General features: G+C 65.6%; 16 protein-coding genes, 1 tRNA gene and 1 pseudogene. 16 read left to right on the plus strand and 2 right to left on the minus strand.

Annotated elements, in window-relative coordinates; genetic code table 11:
• Nucleotides 1-50: 50 nt before the first annotated feature.
• The 6 genes from RIV12_RS00265 (at nucleotide 51) to pyk (ending at nucleotide 5,061) form a co-directional block, all read left to right on the plus strand.
• A complete protein-coding gene (locus RIV12_RS00265; protein WP_309321509.1) occupies nucleotides 51-656 on the plus strand; it encodes a DUF4190 domain-containing protein in 606 nt (201 codons plus the stop codon).
• A 91-nt stretch (nucleotides 657-747) separates the two neighbouring features.
• Nucleotides 748-1,137: a DUF2752 domain-containing protein gene (locus RIV12_RS00270; protein WP_075417594.1), complete on the plus strand. Its 390-nt coding sequence runs from the start codon at nucleotides 748-750 to the stop codon at nucleotides 1,135-1,137.
• 27 nt (nucleotides 1,138-1,164) lie between these two features.
• Nucleotides 1,165-1,527, plus strand: coding sequence for a phosphoribosyl-AMP cyclohydrolase (gene hisI, locus RIV12_RS00275; RefSeq protein WP_309321634.1), 363 nt, complete (start codon nucleotides 1,165-1,167; stop codon nucleotides 1,525-1,527).
• Between the two features lie 115 nt (nucleotides 1,528-1,642).
• Nucleotides 1,643-2,467 carry an indole-3-glycerol phosphate synthase TrpC gene (locus tag RIV12_RS00280; RefSeq protein WP_075417592.1) on the plus strand — a complete coding sequence of 275 codons (825 nt, stop codon included), beginning with the start codon at nucleotides 1,643-1,645 and terminating at the stop codon, nucleotides 2,465-2,467.
• 36 nt (nucleotides 2,468-2,503) lie between these two features.
• Nucleotides 2,504-3,505 carry a prolipoprotein diacylglyceryl transferase gene (lgt, locus tag RIV12_RS00285; RefSeq protein WP_081380028.1) on the plus strand — a complete coding sequence of 334 codons (1,002 nt, stop codon included), beginning with the start codon at nucleotides 2,504-2,506 and terminating at the stop codon, nucleotides 3,503-3,505.
• A 125-nt stretch (nucleotides 3,506-3,630) separates the two neighbouring features.
• Nucleotides 3,631-5,061, plus strand: a complete 1,431-nt coding sequence (pyk, locus tag RIV12_RS00290; RefSeq protein ID WP_075417591.1) for a pyruvate kinase — start codon at nucleotides 3,631-3,633, stop codon at nucleotides 5,059-5,061.
• A 58-nt stretch (nucleotides 5,062-5,119) separates the two neighbouring features.
• Here pyk and RIV12_RS00295 read toward each other — a convergent pair.
• Nucleotides 5,120-5,193, minus strand: a tRNA-Leu gene (locus RIV12_RS00295).
• Between the two features lie 54 nt (nucleotides 5,194-5,247).
• Between RIV12_RS00295 and RIV12_RS00300 the strand changes: the two genes are divergently transcribed.
• A complete protein-coding gene (locus RIV12_RS00300) occupies nucleotides 5,248-5,856 on the plus strand; it encodes an ANTAR domain-containing response regulator (protein WP_075417590.1) in 609 nt (202 codons plus the stop codon).
• 22 nt (nucleotides 5,857-5,878) lie between these two features.
• On the opposite strand, the gene RIV12_RS00305 is transcribed toward RIV12_RS00300, so the two are convergent.
• Nucleotides 5,879-6,517, minus strand: a complete 639-nt coding sequence (locus tag RIV12_RS00305) for a PaaI family thioesterase (protein ID WP_256695469.1) — start codon at nucleotides 6,515-6,517, stop codon at nucleotides 5,879-5,881.
• Nucleotides 6,518-6,534: 17 nt separating this feature from the next.
• Here RIV12_RS00305 and polA point away from each other — a divergent pair, with 17 nt between their 5' ends.
• From polA to RIV12_RS00350, 9 genes and pseudogenes are all read left to right on the plus strand, one after another.
• Nucleotides 6,535-9,372 (plus strand): DNA polymerase I, encoded by a 2,838-nt coding sequence (gene polA, locus RIV12_RS00310; RefSeq protein ID WP_075417589.1) that lies wholly within the window; start codon nucleotides 6,535-6,537, stop codon nucleotides 9,370-9,372.
• A gap of 311 nt (nucleotides 9,373-9,683) precedes the next feature.
• Entirely contained in the window at nucleotides 9,684-11,138 is a 1,455-nt protein-coding gene (gene rpsA, locus RIV12_RS00315; RefSeq protein ID WP_004564961.1) for a 30S ribosomal protein S1, read from the plus strand.
• Nucleotides 11,139-11,338: 200 nt separating this feature from the next.
• Nucleotides 11,339-13,084, plus strand: a complete 1,746-nt coding sequence (locus RIV12_RS00320) for a hypothetical protein (protein WP_075417588.1) — start codon at nucleotides 11,339-11,341, stop codon at nucleotides 13,082-13,084.
• 138 nt (nucleotides 13,085-13,222) lie between these two features.
• Entirely contained in the window at nucleotides 13,223-13,816 is a 594-nt protein-coding gene (gene coaE, locus RIV12_RS00325; RefSeq protein WP_075417587.1) for a dephospho-CoA kinase, read from the plus strand.
• Nucleotides 13,817-13,935: 119 nt separating this feature from the next.
• Complete coding sequence (locus RIV12_RS00330) at nucleotides 13,936-14,625, plus strand: transcriptional initiation protein Tat (RefSeq protein WP_075417586.1); 690 nt, start codon at nucleotides 13,936-13,938, stop codon at nucleotides 14,623-14,625.
• A 354-nt stretch (nucleotides 14,626-14,979) separates the two neighbouring features.
• Nucleotides 14,980-17,076, plus strand: a complete 2,097-nt coding sequence (gene uvrB / locus RIV12_RS00335; protein WP_309321512.1) for an excinuclease ABC subunit UvrB — start codon at nucleotides 14,980-14,982, stop codon at nucleotides 17,074-17,076.
• Between the two features lie 362 nt (nucleotides 17,077-17,438).
• Nucleotides 17,439-18,161: pseudogene (locus RIV12_RS00340) on the plus strand (amino acid permease); the annotation flags it as partial.
• 37 nt (nucleotides 18,162-18,198) lie between these two features.
• Nucleotides 18,199-18,795, plus strand: a complete 597-nt coding sequence (locus RIV12_RS00345) for an amino acid permease (RefSeq protein WP_256695467.1) — start codon at nucleotides 18,199-18,201, stop codon at nucleotides 18,793-18,795.
• Between the two features lie 89 nt (nucleotides 18,796-18,884).
• Nucleotides 18,885-20,126: an arginine deiminase gene (locus RIV12_RS00350; RefSeq protein ID WP_075417584.1), complete on the plus strand. Its 1,242-nt coding sequence runs from the start codon at nucleotides 18,885-18,887 to the stop codon at nucleotides 20,124-20,126.
• The last annotated feature ends 246 nt before the right edge of the window (nucleotides 20,127-20,372 follow it).

Raw genomic sequence — 20,372 nt, forward strand, 5'->3', positions numbered from 1 at the left:
ATGCCTACTCATGTAGGCTACGTGCAGCACTTCATCCTCGGGGAGGAATAATGAGTGACTTGAATCCGTACCAAGCGGATCCTCATCGTCAAAGAACTGCCGGTTCTCAACCCTACTTTGCCGGATCTGACATGGCCTCCCATGTCGATTCCGGTGCGTCGTCGGCTCCGGGCGGCTACTACAGTACTGATTACCCCGGTGGGCAGTCGTACCCCTTCCCGGCGGTGTCGGGAAATCAGATGGCCCCTTATCCAGAGGCTGGCCGGCAGCCTGATAGTCAGGTTTACGGTCCGCCCTACCATCAGCAGTACCCCTATCCGTCATATCCGTCCGCTCCTTATGGACCGTACCCGCCATATGGTCCGGGTGCGTCCTGGGGGGCGTTCTACGATCCGCGTCGGCATGAGGCCAACACCCTGGGTGGATGGGCGCTCGGGCTCGGTATTGCGAGTATCTTCATGAACTGCTTGTATCTAGGCGCTGTCCCGGGTGTGCCGGCGATCATCGTGGGGATTAACGGGATGCGCGCGGCCGATGAGGGGCGTGCCTCCAATAAGGGACTTTCGATTGCCGGAGTGGTGATGGGGGCTATAGGCTCTGTTATCAGTGCCTGCTTCTTCATGCTGTTCGTGATGGTGATTTTCAATGATCTCTAGGTCTGAAGGCTGCTGTGAGAATGTATCGAAGACGAACCACCGCTCCGGTGGGAGCTCGAGACTCGGAAGGCAGATAGGACTGGGCCTTCTGATGGCTCTCCCCACCTTGCCGGGCGGCCTCATCGTGTTGCGCGCACTGACTCTGCCCCGCAGCTCCCCGGGGCTTCCCGACCTCTGCCCGTTTCACCGTGTCACGGGGCTGTGGTGCCCTCTGTGTGGAGGCACCAGGGCGACTCGGGAGCTCATTCACGGCGACCTGTGGGCAGCCATGGGCTACAACCCCTTTGCGCTCGTGCTGGAGGCGCTGGCGGTTCTTCTGGTGGTGCGCTGGTTGTTCGTATCTGCCCGAGGCCGTCGACGGCCGCTCGTCACCGGCGGGGAGGGCATTCTTCTGGGGGCAGCGCTGGTTGTCTTCGCATTCGTGCGCAACCTGCCCGGCATGTGGGTCTACCTCGGTCCGCTGCTCGGACCTCCGGGCTGAGGAGCACCTCGCGTGCATAATGCAGTCGTGGCTCTCGATTCTCAGATCTCTGCGCGTCTGAAGCGCAACGCCGACGGACTGGTCTGCGCCGTTGTCCAGCAGTACGACTCACGTGAGGTCCTCATGGTGGGGTGGATGGATGATGAAGCGCTTCGTCGCACCCTGGCAGAGGGGCGCGTGACATTCTGGTCACGGTCTCGCCGTGAGTACTGGCGCAAGGGGGACACGTCCGGACACGCGCAGTATGTCAAGTCCGTCCATCTGGACTGCGATGGCGACGCGCTCCTGATCGAGGTCGATCAGGTCGGAGTGGCCTGCCACACCGGTGAGCGCAGCTGTTTCCTCACCGGTGGTGATCTGGGGGCGCACGTGGGAGAGCGTCCCTGCTGACCGCTCCTCGGCCAGCAAGGTTTGGCGATTTGCAACAGACGGCCTCGGACCGTCACGATGGATACAGACAGGCGCCCTTCCGGAGCGCCGGCAGGCGAGATCGGGGAGGTGTGTGATGACCTCGTTCGAGGCGATGGTGGCCGAGGCCAAGGCGGCCGCCGACCGTCGCGCTTCTCTGGTTCCCCTGTCCAGCCTGCGAGAGGCCTCCCGCTTGGTCCCCGGTGCCATCAGTGCCCTGCCCAGCTTGCGCACCGATGACCGGGCGGTCACGGTGATTGCCGAGGTCAAGCGCTCAACGGCCACGTTCGCCGACCTCAGCGGCGTTGGGGATCCGGGGATGCTGGCCTGCTTCTACGCCGCCGGCGGTGCCGCCTGCGTCTCGGTGGTCACGGGGCCGAGCGCCACGCGAGGCTCTCTCAAGGACCTGGATGCCGTCAGGGCCTCGGTGGATCTTCCCGTCCTCGCCAACGACCTGGTGGTCACTCCCTACCAGGTGCACGAGGCCCGGGCTCACGGCGCCGATCTGCTCATGCTCGACGCCCGCCTCGAGACCCTGGTGCTCGAAGGGCTCATCGAGCGGGTCCACTCCCTGGGGATGGGTGCCGTCGTCGAGGCTCGCACCCGCCGTGAGGCGCTGACCGCTGTTGATGCAGGCGCCTGCATCGTCGCCATCGACACCCGGGATCCTGAGACCCTGGCCGTCGACTGCAGCATGTTCGATCAGGTCACTGACGTTCTACCGCCTCAGGTCGTGCGGATCGCAGCCGGAGGAGTCAGAGGGCCGCACGACGTCATGAGTTTCGCGCGCTGCGGCGCCGACGTCGTCCTCGTCGGTGAGGCCATCATCCGCTCCACCGACCCCCAGCAGTTCGTCGCCGAGCTGGTCGCCGCCGGCGCCCATCCGGCACTGATCCCCTCCGCCCATCGAGAGGTTCTCTGAGTGCCTGTCGCACCGCTTTCCGCCATGATGCCAACGATGTCAACAATGCTGACGATGCCGGTCGCGGCCGTGCTGCCCGCAGGCATACCGAGCCCGTCCTCGGCCGTCTGGTACCTCGGGCCCATCCCGGTCCGGGCCTACGCGTTGTGCATTCTCACCGGGGTCTTCGTGGCCGTGTGGTGGTCGGACCGACGCTACCGGGCCGGAGGAGGCAGGCCGGAGGTGGTCCTCGATGTCGCCATCGTGGCCGTCCCCGCTGGAATCGTGGGTGCTCGTCTTTACCACGTGATCTCCTCACCCGACGACTACTTCGGCCCCAACGGAGACCTGTCCCGTATCCCCCAGACATGGCAGGGGGGCCTGGGAATCTGGGGAGGCATCGCCGGTGGAGTCCTGGCCGGGGTACTCCTCCTGCGCCATCGTGGCCTGCGTGTGGCTCCGCTGGCCGACGCCGTCGCCCCGACGCTGCTGGTCGCTCAGGCGATCGGTCGACTGGGAAACTGGTTCAACCAGGAGCTCTACGGCGCCCCGACGACTCTGCCCTGGGGACTGCGGATCGACGACGCTCATCTTCCAGCAGGTTCCACCTACCCGCCCGGGACCCTGTTTCATCCGACCTTCCTCTATGAGGCCCTGTGGAACTTGGCCGGGGCCGTCCTTCTGGTGTGGATCGGGAGAAGGATGGTTGCCAGCAGCGGGGTCACGGGCGGGAGACTGCTGTGGATCTACCTCATGGTCTACACCGCCGGCCGGGTGTGGATCGAGATGCTGCGCATCGATGAGGCCGAGACGATCCTCGGTCTGCGACTGAACGTGTGGACCTCCATCGTCATCTTCCTCGTCGGCGCCATCGGGCTGGCCCTCACCTCCCGGCGTCCCCTCAGTGACGCCATCGACAGGCCGGGGCGCGGAGCGAGGAAGGGGCGCTCGGAGCGTGAGGAGGACGACTCCGCTGAGGACGACTCGCCTGAAGGCGTCTCGCCGTCAGAATCCGCGGCCGTGGCGTCGGCCGTTCCGGACCAGACGGATGTGTTGTAGGGACTGAATCATCGGGGACCGGCCCGTCACTGAGGCGGCGGAGAACCGGGTGAGGATGGTCGCAACCTGACGAGTGACGGGATTCGTCCTCGTGCACAGGGCCGGGAGTCCCGTATTCTGAACCCATGCGTAGAGCCAAGATCGTATGTACCCTCGGACCCGCTACTGACTCCCCCGAGCAGGTGCAAGCGCTCGTGGACGCCGGCATGAACGTGGCGCGCATCAACCGCTCCCACGGTCGCGCCGAGGACCAGGAGGAGGTCATTGCCCGCATCCGCGAGGCAGCCGCCGCCTCCGGTCGGGCCATCGCCATCCTGGTCGACCTCCAGGGCCCCAAGATCCGCCTGGGGCGTTTCGTCGATGACCAGAAGGTCATGCTCAACAAGGGCGACGAGTTCACGATCACCATCGACGACGTCCTCGGCACCGTCAAGCGCGCCTCCACCACCTTCAAGGGGCTTCCCGGCGACTGCCGCCCCGGCGACCGGCTCCTCATCGACGACGGCAACGTCGCGGTTCGCGTCGTGGCCGTCACCGACACCGACGTTGTCACCAAGGTCGAGGTGCCCGGCTACGTCTCCAACAACAAGGGCATCAACCTGCCCGGCGTCGCCGTCTCCGTCCCGGCCCTCAGCGAGAAGGACCGCGAGGACCTGCGCTGGGCCCTCAAGATCGGTGCCGATCTCATCGCCCTGTCCTTCGTGCGCGACGCCGACGACATCAAGGACGTCCACGAGATCATGGACGAGGTCGGTGTGCGTATTCCGGTCATCGCCAAGATCGAGAAGCCCCAGGCGGTGGAGAACCTCTTCGACATCGTCTCCACCTTTGACGGCATCATGGTGGCCCGCGGTGACCTCGGTGTGGAGATGCCCCTGGAGGCCGTTCCGCTGGTGCAGAAGCGTGCCATCGAGCTGGCTCGTCGCCAGGCCAAGCCGGTCATCGTGGCCACCCAGGTCCTGGAGTCCATGATTCAGAACCCGCGGCCGACTCGGGCTGAGGCCTCCGACTGCGCCAACGCGATTCTCGACGGCGCTGACGCCGTCATGCTCTCCGGTGAGACCTCCGTGGGTGCCTACCCCATCGAGGCCGTGCGCACCATGGCCAGCATTATCGAGAACGTCGAGGAGCACGGAGGGGAGCGCATCCCCGGCCTGGGCTCCTACCCGCAGACGCGCGGTGGGGCTCTGACCCGCGCTGCCGCCGAGATGGGTGAGCACCTCGATGTCACCTACCTGGTGACCTTCACCCAGTCCGGAGACACCGCCCGACGCCTGTCGCGTCTGCGCTCTCCGCTTCCGCTGCTGGCCTTCACCCCGCTGCATGAGACACGCAACCAGCTCGCCGTCTCCTGGGGCGTGCAGTGCTACGAGGTGCCCGAGGTCGAGCACACTGACGAGATGGTGGCCCAGGTCGATGAGATCCTTCAGGACAAGCACCTGGCCCAGCCCGGGGACACTGTCGTCATCGTGGCCGGCATGCCTCCGGGCACGCCTGGCTCGACCAACTCGATCCGCGTCCACACCGTCGGTGAGACGGGTGACTACAAGATCTGAGCATCACCGCTGAAAAGGGGGCTCCCACCAGATGGTGGGAGCCCCCTTCAGTCATGAGTACCTCCGGTGGGACTCGAACCCACAACACTCCGATTTTGAGTCGGATGCCTCTGCCAATTGGGCTACGGAGGCACGCCGCCGGCTCTGCGGGGGCGCTAACAGCGAGATCATACTAGGATCACAGCCGTGAGCAATGAGTCCAGCACCACCAAGTCCCGCCGGGTGCTCGTCGCTGAGGACGAGACCCTCATCCGCCTTGACATCGTCGAGACTCTCACCGACGCCGGGTACGAGATCCTCGCTGAGGCCGCAGACGGGGAGGAGGCTGTCCGTCTGGCTGACGAGCACACCCCTGACCTGTGCGTTCTCGACGTCAAGATGCCGGTGACCGACGGCATCACCGCAGCGGAGAGGATTCTTGAGAAGCACAACTGCGCCGTCGTCATGCTGACCGCCTTCTCCCAGACCGAGCTCGTCGAACGAGCCAGCGCCGCCGGCGCCATGGCCTACGTCGTCAAGCCCTTCACCCCGGCGGACCTCATTCCGGCACTTGAGATCGCCATGTCGCGACACGAGGAGATCCTGTCCCTCGAGAGTGAGATTTCTGACCTCACCGAGCGCTTCGAGACCCGTAAACGCGTCGACCGGGCCAAGGGGCTGCTCATGGAGCGCATGGGGCTGAGCGAGCCGGAGGCATTCCGGTGGCTGCAGAAGACCTCCATGAACCGGCGTCTGACCATGCGTGAGGTGGCCGACGCCGTCATCGAGCAGGTCGGTGCCGCCAAGAAGGACTGATCGTCTTCTGTCGCGCGGTGCGTCAGGTGAACAGACTGCGCAGCGTTCCGACGGCGATCGTCCGCTCGTCGTCATCAGTGACCGTGACCTGGTAGACCACGGTACGACGGCCGCGGTGCAGGGGAGTGGCGGTGGCCTTCACCCAGCCCTGGGACACGGATCGCAGGTGGCTGACCGTCAGTTCCGCCCCGACCGGGATGGCATCATCGGGCGCTGCCGCACGCGCTGCCACCGAGGCGGCCGTCTCGATGATCGCGGCAGTGGCACCGCCGTGCAGGATTCCGACGACCTGCCGTGCTCCATCGACCGGCATCCTGACTTCGGTCAGGTTCGCGTCGCGAGTCACCACCTCCATTCCGAGGGTGTCCATGAGTGTGCCCTCCTCACTGTCCTCCAGCACCGCGTGCAGTGCCGAGGAGGCGGAGACGGCGGAGCCCGCGGGACGAGGGTCGGGGTACGGGCGCCGGGAAGGGTCCGGGAAGGCCACGGCAGCGGCGCTCGCTCCCGAGTAGGAGGCTGCAGTGACGCGGCCCACGGGCCCCAGCGGCCCGACGACCGCCGGTGAGCCGGGGGAGTCGGCGGAGACAGGGGAGGCATGAGAGTCACAGGACTCTCCTACGCTGATGGGGGAGAGGGGCGAGTCGGACTGTGGATGGCTCATGGGCCTAGGCTGGCACGGTGAGCACCACTGCGACCAGCCCTGCGACGAGCCCAACACCTCAGCCCACCTCGGAACCGGTTCCCGAGAGGCTTCTTCTCATCGACGGACACTCGATGGCCTTCCGCGCCTTCTACGCGCTGCCCGTCGACAACTTCACGACGTCGACCGGTCAGTCGACCAACGCCGTCCACGGCTTCGTCTCCATGTTCCTCTCGCTGCTGGACAACGAGCAGCCGACGCACGTGGCGGTCGCCTTCGACCTGCCGGGAGGCACCTTCCGTACAGAGGAGTATGCCGAGTACAAGGGGACCCGCGATGAGACGCCGCAGCCCTTCCTCGGGCAGGTCGAGCTCATCCAGGAGGTCCTGGAGGCCATGGGCGTCAAGGCGATCACCGCACCGGGCTACGAGGCCGACGACATCCTGGCCACCCTGGCGACCTCGGCCCAGGCCGAGGGCATGGAGGTTCTCATCTGCTCCGGAGACCGCGACTCCTTCCAGATGGTCACTGAGCAGTGCACGGTGCTCTACCCGGTCAAGGGCGTCTCAACGCTGCGTCGCATGACGCCCCACGAAGTGGAGGAGCGTTACGGGGTGACGCCCGATCGCTACCCCCACCTCGCCGCCCTCGTGGGGGAGACCAGTGACAACCTTCCCGGAGTCCCGGGCGTGGGCCCCAAGACCGCCGCCAAGTGGCTCAACCTCTACGACGGGCTCGACGGCGTCATCGCTCATGCGGATCAGATCAAGGGCAAGGCCGGACAGGCCCTGCGCGATCACCTCGACGACGTCATGCGCAACCGCCGCCTCAACCACCTGCTCACCGACCTGGATCTCGGCGTCGTTCCCCGCACCGACCTGCGCCTCCCGGGCGCCGACCGCGCCGGCCTGGCACGCGTGTTCGAGACCCTGGAGTTCCGCACCCTGCACCAGCGGGCGCTGCGCATCCTGAGCTTCACCGACACCTCCGATCATGCCGAGCCGGGTGAGGGAGAGGGAACCGGCGCCCTGAGCGCGCTGAGCGATCTGGAGATCGTCTCGCTGGGGCATGATCTTGCCGCGGGTCACCTGTCACAGTGGTTGGAGGCCGGCCTGTCGTCGGCCGACGGAGACGGTTCCCGTCCCCTCGGTGTCGATGTTGTCGGCGTCCTCAGACCCGTCGAGGGTGATGCCGCGCTCGTCTCGTTGTCCGACGGCTCTCGGGCGGTCGTCATCGACCTCACCGAGATCCTGCCCGAGGACGAAGCGGCCCTGGCCCGGCTCCTGGCCGACGTGGACCGCCCCAAGCTGGTGGCCGATGCCAAGGGAAGCTGGCACGCACTGAACGCCCGGGGACTCACGCTGGACGGCGTCGTCGCCGATCCCTCCCTGGCCGGTTACCTGTGCCGTCCTGAGCAGCGCAGCTACGACGTCGATACTCTCACCCAGCGCTGGCTCGGCATCGATCTGGCCGCCGTCAATGAGGGCGGCGCCTCGGCCGACAGCGGTCCCGGTGACTCCCAGAGCGCCTTCGACCTCGAGGCCCTCGCCTCCGACGCCGTTCCCACGGCCCACCTGGCCAGTGCGCGTCGGGCCGCTGTCCTGCTCCCGCTCCAGGTCGTGCTCGATGAGCAGATGGCCGCTCGCGACGCCGTGGGACTGTTCACCGACCTGGAGATGCCCGTGGCCGCGACCCTGACCGTCATGGAGGACGCCGGCATCGCCGTCGACGACGCCGTGCTCGCAGCCCGCGAGACCGAGCTCGACGCCCGCGTGACCCACGCCGCCGAGGGTGCCTACGCCGCCGCAGGGCGAGAGCTCAACCTCTCCAGCCCCAAACAGCTCCAAGCCGTCCTGTTCGACGAGCTGAAGATGCCCAAGACCCGCAAGACCAAGACCGGCTACACCACCGACGCCGATGCCCTGGCCGGGCTGTACGCCAAGACCTCCCACCCCTTCCTGGAGCACCTTCTTGAGCACCGCGACGCCATCAAGCTGCGGCAGACGGTCGAGGGACTGCGCAAGGCGATCCAGGCCGACGGGCGCATCCACACCACCTTCCAGCAGACCATCGCCGCCACCGGGCGCCTGTCATCGACCGACCCCAACCTGCAGAACATCCCGGCCCGTCACGAGGAGGGGATGCGTATCCGTGAGGCCTTCGCCGTCGGTGAGGGCTACGAGTGCCTCATGACCGCCGACTACTCGCAGATCGAGATGCGCATCATGGCGCACCTGTCCGGAGACCAGGCGCTGATCGAGGCCTTCCGCAGCGGGGAGGACCTGCACCGCTACGTTGCCGCCCTGGTCCACGGCATCGAGGTCGAGGACGTGAGCGCCCAGCAGCGCAGCCACGTCAAGGCCATGAGCTATGGACTGGCCTACGGTCTGTCCACCTTCGGACTGGCTCGTCAGCTCGGTATCGACAACGCCGAGGCGGCGGACCTGAGGAACGCCTACTTCGCCAGGTTCGGAAAGGTTCACGACTACCTGGAGTCCGTGGTGGAGCAGGCGCGCCGGGACGGATACACCGAGACGATGTTCGGGCGCCGCCGCTACCTGCCCGATCTGACCAGCGACAACCGACAGCGCCGTGAGATGGCTGAGCGGGCCGCGCTCAATGCTCCTATTCAGGGCAGTGCCGCAGATATCGTCAAGAAGGCCATGATCGACGTCGACAGCGCGCTGACCGAGCGGGCACTGAGCAGTCGTATCCTCCTGCAGATCCACGACGAGCTCCTCATCGAGGTCGCGCCTGGAGAGGCCGAGACGGTCGAGAGCCTCCTCAAGGAGCAGATGGGCGGGGCGGCCGAACTCTCGGTCCCACTGGACGTCGCTGTCGGACGAGGGCGCACCTGGCGTGAGGCTGCCCACTAGAGACCCTCTCCAGGACCCTCGATCATCGCCCGAAGAAGCCGTTGATATGTGAATGAGATCGTCGCGTCATCCTTTCGACACCTAGTTGTCAGATGACGTGAGCGATTGCACGCACATACGGGATAATGCTTGAGCATCGTCTAGTTACGGATTCGTCACGTACTGCTAAGGTTCACTCGTGCGCTCCTGGGCGTCTCCTATGAGAGTAATCCAACCAGGATGATGAATTGGTCCGGGCTGATTCACGTCACTGGGGAGCGTGCGGTCCCTATCAACCCGATCCAACTATCCGCATTCGGAGCATCCACTCAATGACAACCACTACGCCCAGCCCCGCCCCGGTCGCCGTCAACGACATCGGTTCGACCGAGGAGATCCTCGCCGCTGTTGACGAGACCATCAAGTACTTCGATGACGGCGATATCGTCGAGGGCACTGTCGTCAAGGTCGACCGTGATGAGGTCCTCCTCGACATCGGCTACAAGACCGAAGGCGTCATCCTCGCTCGCGAGCTGTCCATCAAGCACGACGTCGACCCTGATGAGATCGTCTCCGTCGGTGATGAGATCGAGGCCCTCGTCCTGCAGAAGGAGGACAAGGAGGGGCGCCTGCTCCTGAGCAAGAAGCGTGCGCAGTACGAGCGCGCCTGGGGCACCATCGAGCGCATCAAGGAGGAGGACGGCGTCGTCACCGGCTCCGTCATCGAGGTCGTCAAGGGCGGTCTCATCCTGGACATCGGTCTGCGTGGATTCCTCCCCGCCTCCCTGGTGGAGATGCGCCGTGTTCGCGACCTCCAGCCCTACGTGGGCCGTGAGCTCGAGGCGAAGATCATTGAGCTGGACAAGAACCGCAACAACGTGGTCCTCTCCCGTCGCGCCTGGCTCGAGCAGACCCAGTCCGAGGTCCGCACCAACTTCCTGCAGACCCTGCAGAAGGGCCAGGTCCGCTCCGGTGTCGTGTCCTCCATCGTCAACTTCGGTGCCTTCGTGGACCTGGGTGGCGTCGACGGTCTGGTCCACGTCTCCGAGCTGTCCTGGAAGCACATCGACCACCCCTCCGAGGTCGTCGAGGTCGGCAACGAGGTCACGGTCGAGGTCCTGGACGTCGACTTCGACCGCGAGCGCGTCTCCCTGTCGCTCAAGGCGACCCAGGAGGACCCGTGGCAGGCCTTCGCCCGGACCCACGCCATCGGCCAGGTCGTTCCCGGCAAGGTCACCAAGCTGGTTCCCTTCGGCGCCTTCGTCCGCGTCGAGGACGGCATCGAGGGCCTGGTCCACATCTCCGAGCTGGCGCAGCGTCACGTCGAGGTTCCCGAGCAGGTGGCCAAGGTCGGCGACGAGGTCTTCGTCAAGGTCATCGACATCGACCTGGAGCGTCGTCGCATCTCCCTGTCGCTGAAGCAGGCCAACGAGGGTGTCGACCCCGCGTCGGAGGACTTCGACCCCAGCCTCTACGGAATGGCGGCCGAGTACGACGAGCAGGGCAACTACAAGTACCCCGAGGGCTTCGACCCGGAGACCAACGAGTGGCTCGAGGGCTACGACGCCCAGCGCGAGGCCTGGGAGGCCGAGTACGCGGCTGCTCACGCCCGCTGGGAGGCCCACAAGGCCCAGGTCGCCAAGGCCCTGGAGGAGGAGCAGGAGTCCGGTGCTCCGGCAGCCCCCGCGGGTGGCACCTCTTACTCCTCGGCTCCGTCGGAGGCATCTGGCACGTTGGCCTCCGATGAGGCCCTGGCTGCTCTGCGTGAGAAGCTCACCGGTAACTGAGCATCCGCACCTTTTCACTGGTCAGGACTGATTTCTGACATTATCTGAGGGTCTCTGCCTGTTCCGCAGGCAGAGACCCTCAGGTGTAGGTGCCTTCTCCCCATCGCCCGGGCACCTTGCCTGTGCGAGGCTGTGGCCGGGGCTGGCACTCCCCGCTTCCTAGGTGTAGGAACCTGTACGTGACGACCGTTGGAGACGATATGAGCTATTGGGGTGGCATTGCCCGTGCTCTGGAGGATGTCGACCCCGTCTGCCCCAGTCGTGTCGCTGCAGCGGCCCTGTGGAAGGCGATCGCCGCTGACGACGTCGAGGGGGCGGCTCCGGGGAACGCGCCCGACCAGGTGGTGCAGGCGGTCTGCGCCGTCGACCGGGCGTGGCTGGTTCAGCTGGGCCAGGACCCGGACATGAGCAAGGAGAGCCTCGACCAAGCGGTGGCCTTCTGCCAGGGGCTCCGGACGGCTCACGGCTGCTCGACGCTTCCACTGCGCTATGCCCAGGTGGAGCTCTCCGCCGTCCTCGGCCTCAGGGACGAGGCCCTCGAACAGTTCCGTGAGGCGAGACTCTTCTCCTTCGGCAAGACCGATACTGGCGCGGTCCTGGCCACCGCCCGCATGCATGACGACTACTCCGGCGTCATCAGTACCGCGACGGCGACTCCGAACCGTGCCGAGGTCGATCCCGTGGAGACCGCCCGGGGGCTGGGCGCAGTGCTGGTTCCCTACCTGGCTCACCAACGGCTCGTGGAGGCCGAGGACGCCTTCGCATCCTTGAGCCGGCTCCGGCTTCCGGACGTCGTTGAGCTCCAGTCCCTGGGGGACAGGTTCGAGTACCTGGGTCTGTCCTCCCAGTGGCAACGGGCCATCGCGCTCATGCGGCACAGTCCTATGAAGGCTGTGTCCGAGGCCTCGGCCTGGAAGCTGATGAACACCGCTATCGGACTGGCTCTCGTCATGAGGGAGGCCAACAGGGCCGACTACGGCAAGCATGCCTTGGGTGCCTCGCTGAGCTGGACAACGCCCTGGGGGGATCTGGAGCTCACGGCGTGGGACACCGTCGTGCGTGCCTATGACGTCATCACCGGCTTCGTGCGCGGCATCGCCCACCGCTTCGATGTCCGCAACGGCAACAACGGCGTGTCGTACCGGGTGGAGATGAGGATGGCCGCTGAGGCCGCTGGACTCGCCAGCCGGTCCTACGGCACGGTGACGAGCGCTATGCCGGCTGATCGTGCCCGGCTGCGTAACCAGGGGGCCCTGCTCAAGGAGGTCCGCGAGCTGCTCACGCTGTCTCGTGGCTATGGCATGGAGTCGGTGCGTCAGCGTGCCATGTCGACCGCTGAGACGGTCAGCGTTTCGCTGTCCGAGGTGGTGGACGACTCCGCTTTGGAGCTGGTCGTTGACCTCCGCCTGGCCTTCGGCCGGCTCCTGGCGGCACTGGGCGCCAATGAACGGGCGGAGAAGGAGCATCTCGACACGGCGGAGCTGAGCCTGAGCCAGGGATGGACGGAAACCGCCTGCGCCGCACTGGCCCTGGCCTCGCACGCCGCTCAGGCCCGTGGAGACCGCGCTGCCGGCGGCAGGGCATGGAGCCAGTGCCGGGAGTCGATGGAGTCCTGGCCGATGAACCGGCCGGGAGAACGCTGCGGGATGCTCGTCGACGCCGTCGGTGACCCTCTGGTTGCGGTGCAGGTTCTCTCCACACTGGCGGAGATCCTGGTTGAAGGGGTGGAGGAGGACCACTCTCGCGCGCCGATCGTCCGAGAGATCATCTCGCGGGCGTCGGAGCAGGCCTCCCGGTGCGTGAGTCCCCCGCAGAACGCGGTGGAGTCCCTGGCCCGGGTCGAGGAGCGCATCGCGCCTTACGGGCGGGGCCGGGGAGGAAGAAGACGACCCGGTTCGACCACCGCGATCACCACTGACGGTCAGGCGGCCTCAGGGAGCAACTGACAAGGCGCGGCCGCGCTCCCGTATCGCCCAGTATCGCCGGCACGCTGGCCCGGCTCGGGCCGGTCACGGCATGATGGGACCATGTGCCACACACCTGCAGCCCGTACCACTCGCCGCCCGACGGACCGAGCCCTACGCGTGGGGCTCACAGGTGGCATCGGAGCAGGTAAGTCAACGGTGGCCGCGCTGCTCGAGGAACGCGGCGCGGTCGTGACCAGCGCCGACGAGGTCGCTCGCGACGTCGTCAGCCCGGGCAGTGACGGTCTTGCGGCAGTAGTGGCCGAGTTCGGGGAGGAAGTCCTTGCCTCGGACGGCTCCCTGGACCGCAGCGCCCTGGGGCGGCTGGTCTTCTCCGACGACCTGCGTCGCGCGCGCCTGGAGGAGATCCTTCTGCCCCTCATCGCAGCAGAGGCGTGGGCCCGGATGGAGACGGTTCCGGCCGGGCAGGTGGCGGTCTACGACGTTCCTCTCCTCGTCGAGGGGCAGATGCAGGACATGTTCGATCTCGTTGTCGTCGTTGAGGCCGAGCTCGAACTGCGTCTGAAGCGGCTCGCCGAGCGGGGGATGAATCGCGATGAGGCGCTGGCCCGCATTGCCGTGCAGGCAACCGACGAGGAACGCCGCGGTGTCGCTGACGTCATCGTGTCCAACTCCGGGGCGCTGGAGGACCTGAGCGCCGAGGTCGACAGCCTCTGGAACACGCGGATCACGGAGCCGGGCACCGTCGCCTGACAACGGGGGAGTTCTTCCCATCGGCGGATGCCTCCTCCCGCTCCTACCGTGGGGTGAGGGGCCACGGTGCCTCGGACACCGTCCGGCCAGACCTATCAGTCGTACGAATAGGAACCGCCATGCCGCGATCTCCAATGGTCGCCTCCACTCGTCGAAGCCTTCTGCTGCTTGGGAGTCTCACGGGGCTGGGAATGCTGGCAGGCTGCGGGATGTGGCCGGAGGATCAGAAGGCCAAGAAACCAGTCCTGTATCTCTACCCCACGAGGACGATGCAGCTCTCGGTGTCGCTGGACTATGAGGGAAAGCTGACATACACCTATCCGACGCCGCAGACACAGGCGGAAGGCGGCGTCACATGGCATGTGACGGCATCTCCTGACGGGGACCTCACCGACGCCTCAGGGCGTCACTACCCGTCACTGTTCTGGGAGGGGGAGGGGACCATGGCTCTCACCCAGGACAAGGGCTTCGTCGTCGAGGCGGGTGCGGCTGCCGCCTTCCTGGAGGACAAGCTCTCCACCCTGGGGCTGAGTGAGCGCGAGGCGGCCGAGTTCATCACCTTCTGGGGGCCGCGGATCGCCGAGCGGGGCAGGGCCCTGGTCACCTTCGCCACCGATGAGTACGCTCGCAAGGCCGTCTACCGCTTGACTGACGTCTCCTCGGGTGCCGAGATCGTCCCGGAGACGTTCATTCGGGTCTACATCGTTATCGGGGACGTACCGCAGGCAGCGGTTCCCGAGCAGAAGCTGGTGCCTGCACCCGCACGGACCGGATTCACCGCCGTTGAATGGGGCGGAACCGAGAGGTAGAGCCGGTAGGCGGACTCAGCCCGAGCAGCTGCTGCGTCGAGAGTTTGTACGGGCAGGGCCGAGGGCGCCGACGATGGTCGCCGAGACAGCAACGATGAAGGCCATGGGAGATCCTTGAACTCGGAGGGTGAAGACAGGGTGCAGGGGAGGCCCCAATGAGCATCCACATGAATGTGGAACGGCACGATTCGGTGTCCTGCGGGGACCACCGTAATAGGTGAACTCGATCGGAAGGTTCCTTCTTGGATACAAAGACGTATCTGTGTGGTGACAGCCGGATCGCAGGATGATGAATGAGGCGACCGCGCGATCGGAGGTGTCAATGATGTCAGAGGGACCGCGTAGCCTGAGGGCATGCGTCCCGTCACCGAGCTCCAACGCGCAGCCAAGCCCTTCGAGGTCGTCAGTCCCTACTCGCCCAGCGGGGACCAGCCCGCGGCGATCGCCGAGCTGACCGAGCGTCTCAGGGCGGGGGAGAAGGACATCGTTCTGCTCGGTGCCACGGGAACCGGCAAGTCCGCGACGACCGCATGGCTCGTCGAGCAGGTCCAGCGCCCCACCCTCATCCTGGAGCCGAACAAGACCCTGGCCGCCCAGATGGCCGCCGAGTTCCGCGAGCTGCTCCCGAACAACGCGGTCGAGTACTTCGTCTCCTACTACGACTACTACCAGCCCGAGGCCTACGTCCCGCAGACGGACACCTTCATCGAGAAGGACTCCTCCATCAACGACGAGGTCGAGCGCCTGCGCCACAGCGCCACCAACTCCCTGCTCACCCGCCGGGACGTCGTCGTGGTCTCGTCCGTGTCCTGCATCTACGGACTGGGCACCCCTCAGGAGTACGTGGACCGGATGACGCCCCTGGAGGTGGGCCAGCAGATCGACAGGGACGATCTCCTGCGGCGCTTCGTGACGATGCAGTACACCCGTAACGACATCGACTTCACCCGCGGCACCTTCCGCGTTCGCGGCGACACGGTCGAGATCATCCCGATGTACGAGGAGCTCGCCATCCGCATCGAGTTCTTCGGTGACGAGATCGAGGCCCTGGCCACGCTGCACCCCGTGACCGGCGACGTCATCGACACCGTCGAGCAGGTCTTCGTCTTCCCCGCCTCCCACTACGTGGCCGGCCCCGAACGCATGCAGAAGGCCATTGAGGGCATTGAGGCCGAGCTCGCCGAGCGCCTGGCCCAGCTCGAGCACGACGGCCGGCTCCTGGAGGCCCAGCGCCTGCGCATGCGCACCACCTATGACCTGGAGATGCTGCAGCAGATCGGCATGTGCTCGGGCATCGAGAACTACTCCCTTCACATCGACGGACGTCAGACCGGCACTCCGCCCAACACTCTTCTGGACTACTTCCCCGAGGACTTCCTCCTCGTCATCGATGAGTCCCACGTGACCGTCCCCCAGATCGGCGCCATGCACGAAGGGGACGCCTCCCGCAAACGCACTCTGGTCGACCACGGGTTCCGCCTGCCCTCCGCGTTGGACAACCGCCCCCTGACCTTCGCCGAGTTCGAGGACCGTATCGGTCAGACCGTCTACCTGTCAGCCACGCCGGGCGACTACGAGACCCAGCGCTCCGACGGCGTCGTCGAGCAGATCATCCGGCCCACGGGACTGGTGGACCCCAAGGTCGTCGTCAAACCCACGGAGGGACAGATCGACGACCTGCTCGAGGAGGTGCGCATCCGTGTCCAGCGTCAGGAGCGGATCCTGGTGACCACCCTGACCAAGCGCATGGCCGAGGACCTGACCACCTATCTCGCCGAGAGAGGCGTGCGTGTGGAGTACCTCCACTCCGACGTCGATACGCTGCGGCGCGTCGAGCTCCTGCGAGAGCTGCGGCTGGGCCGCTTCGACGTCCTCGTGGGCATCAACCTGCTGCGCGAGGGGCTGGACCTGCCGGAGGTCTCGCTTGTCTCCATCCTGGACGCGGACAAGGAGGGCTTCCTGCGCTCGACCCGCTCCCTCGTGCAGACCATAGGGCGTGCCGCCCGCAACGTCTCCGGTGAGGTCCACATGTACGCCGACACCATCACTCCGGCCATGGCCGAGGCCATTGAGGAGACTGAGCGTCGCCGCACCAAGCAGCTGGCCTACAACACCGAGCACGGTATCGATCCGCAACCACTGCGCAAGAAGATCGCCGACGTCACCGACATGCTCGCCCGCGAGGACGTCGACACCGCCGACCTCCTGGCCGGCGGCTACAGGGGCCACGAAGAGTCCTCGGTGCGCAACCGGCGCAAGCACGCAGCCGAGGCCACGGTGCGCGAGAAGCTAGCCGGGGCGGCGCAGGGAGACCTCGTCGAGCTCATCAACGAGCTCACCCAGCAGATGCACGCCGCCGCCGAGGACCTCCATTTCGAGCTCGCAGCCCGGCTGCGTGACGAGATCCAGGACCTCAAGAAGGAGCTGCGCGCCATGCAAGCCGCCCAGTGACGGAGCGGGACACGCATAATTCGTGGTGCCGTTTCAGTGCTTTCGCCCCACAAGTGAAACCGGGGATCCTGCGATTTTCTCGGGCAAATGGCCAGTACTCACCTCAACGTCTTACGCGTCGACGCCGATCTGAGTGATTATGCAGGGTATTATGTACGCCGAAGAATTTCTATTGACATACAGTCGTCCTTGTCGCCTCCATTAAGTTACCGTATGGTAAGTACATGTTGTGCCAATGTGATTGCGAAGGGGCGTGAGTCGCTATGGCTGAACGTGACGTCGAGGTCGTTGAAGTGGGGGACCGGCAGGTCGCCTCCGGTAAGGTTTCATTGGCCGCACTGACGGCACTCGGGATCGGATCGATGATCGGAGGCGGGATCTTCGGTTTGCCGCAGCAGATGGCGAGTGCTGCAGCGCCTGGGCCGCTTATCATAGGGTGGCTCATTACAGGAGCCGGCATGCTCATGCTCGCCTTCGTCTATCAGCGGCTGGCTGTCAATCGGCCCGAGATCAACGCCGGTGTCTACGGTTACGCCCGCGCCGGCTTCGGTGACCTCGTCGGGTTCTCCTCCGCCTGGGGGTACTGGCTATCGGCCTGGATCGGCAATGTCGGTTACCTCGTGCTGCTCATGGCTTCGCTGGGGGTTTTCCTCCCCGGATTCGGCAGCGGCAATACTGCACTTGCCATCGGGGTCGCCTCGATTGTCATGTGGATGTACCACGTCCTGATCCTGCGCGGCATCCGCGAGGCCGCGATCATCAACTCGATTGTCACTGTCGGTAAGGTTCTACCGCTGGTCGTCTTCATTATCATCGGCCTGCTCGCTTTCAAGCTCGATGTCTTTACCCACGACTTCTGGGGGTCCGGTGCTGGTACGGGGATCAGTGGAGTGCTCTCCCAGGTCAAGAACATGATGCTGGTGACGGTGTGGGTGTTCATCGGCGTTGAAGGGGCGTCCGTGTTCTCCGAGCGGGCCAGGACGCGCGCCGATGTCGGCAGGGCGACGATCCTGGGGTTCCTCTCTGTTCTGGCCCTTCTGCTCGCCGTCAATGTCCTGTCCTACGGCATCGTTCCCCGCTCCGAGCTCGCCAGGCTGGGCGACCCATCCCTGGCCGGGGTGCTTGAGGCGGCGGTCGGTCCATGGGGGGGCGAAGTTCATTGCCCTGGGACTCGTCATCTCCCTGGTGGGGGCCCTCCTGTCCTGGTTCCTCATGCTGGCCGAGATCGTGCGCGTTCCCGCCCAGGAAGGTCTCATGCCCTCGTTCCTGGGCCGCGAGAACGCTCAAGCCGTGCCCGCCAACGCCCTGTGGCTGACCATGGGGCTGGTCCAGCTCTTCCTCATCTGGACCTACTTCAACGCCTCGACCTACACGCGTCTCATCAACCTGGCCTCAGCCCTCATCCTGCTGCCTTATCTCCTGTCCGCCCTGTTCCAGGTGCTCGTCGCCATCAAGGACGAAACCAAGGTGAAGGTATTCGATCTTGTCGTCGGCGTTCTGGGCTCGGTGTACGGACTATGGCTGCTCTATGCCGCAGGCTTGGTGTACCTCTTGTACACGGCCATCTTCTACCTGGTGGGCCTGCCCTTCTACATCTGGGCGCGGCGTGAGCAGAAGGTCAAGGTCTTCAATGGGGCCGAGTGGGGGCTCGTCGCGCTCTTCTCCGCCATGGCCGTCTATGCCATCTACGGGCTGGTCACTGGTGCACTGAGTCTTTGACCGCCGTTCTCAACCATCTTCCTGTCATCTACGACTGCACCGCTCTCGGCAGCACTTGATTGTGCTGTCACGACTTGGAATGAGGAACAATGACCGAACAGAAGCACGGAGTCTACTCCGAGGTCGGCAAGCTGCGCCGTGTCATGGTGTGCCGCCCCGGCCGCGCACACGATCGTCTCACGCCGTCCAACTGCCACGATCTGCTCTTCGACGATGTCCTGGACGTTCGCAAGGCTCAGCGCGACCACGACTTCTTCGTCGAACTCATGCGTGAGCGTGACATCGACGTCCTCGAACTGCGGGATCTGCTCGCCGATGTCCTGGACATCCCCGAGGCGCGCTCGTTCATCCTGGACCGACGCATCAACCACGCCACCATGGGCGTGGGCGTCGCTGAGGACCTGCTGGCTTGGTTGGAGGAGATGCCCTCGGCCGAGCTCGGTGAGCTCCTCATCGGCGGCCTCGTGTCCGACGAGGTGCCCACGGACGTGTTCGGCAGCTGCATCTCTCCTTACCACGTCAACAGCGACGACCCCGAGATGCTCATCGCCCCGCTGCCCAACACCTTGTTCACCCGTGACAACTCCGCCTGGATCTACGACGGCGTCGAGATGTCCCAGATGTTCTGGGGCGCCCGTCGACGTGAGGTCCTCCTGCTGACCGCCATCTACCGCTACCACCCGATGTTCGCGTACGACTACAACGTCTGGCTGGACACGGTCGACAAGGACATGGGGCACACCTTCATCGAAGGGGGCGACATCATGCCGATCGGCAAGGGCATCGTCCTGGTCGGCATGGGGGAGCGCTCCACCTTCCAAGCCGTCAGCCAGATCGCCAAGTCGCTGTTCGACGCGGGCTCGGCCGAGCGGGTCATCGCGGCCCGCATGCCCAAGGAGCGCGCCGCGATGCACCTGGACACCGTGTTCACGGTGTGCTCCGAGGACGTTGTCAACGTCTACGAGCCGGTTGTCCGGGCGATGGACACCTTCTCCCTGCGTCCTGACGAGACCGAGCGCGGCGGCATCAAGGTCACCTACGACGAGGGCTACTTCGTCGACGTCGTCTCCGAGGCCCTGGACGTCAAGCTCACCCCGGTCATGTCCACCGCAGGACGCTACGGGGCCGAGTGCGAGCAGTGGAACGACGGCAACAACGTCGTGGCGCTGTCGCCGGGAGTGGTCGTCGCCTACGACCGCAACTACTCGATCAACGCCAACCTGCGCGCCGCCGGCATCGAGGTTCTGGAGATCCCCTCCAGTGAGCTCGGGCGCGGCCGCGGAGGCGGACACTGCATGACCTGCCCGATCGATCGGGATCCGGTCTACTGACCGAACTCGCTTCAGGGCAGGGACGTTGCAGTCACGATGGTGATGTCGTTGCCGCCTCCGAGGATTCTCTGTGACGCGGCAACGTCATGCACCCCACACCTGCTCGACGGGACACTCCATGTGCCCACACCGGTGAGAACGTTAGACTCTCAGACGTTATACACGGAGGGGAGTACTCCCAACCAACGGCGACGTCGTCATCACGGTGGTGCGGGCACACACGATCCTGCGTTCCCGGCGTCGCGG

The sequence above is a fragment of the Actinomyces stomatis genome, assembly GCF_031292835.1.
GTDB lineage: Bacteria > Actinomycetota > Actinomycetes > Actinomycetales > Actinomycetaceae > Actinomyces > Actinomyces stomatis.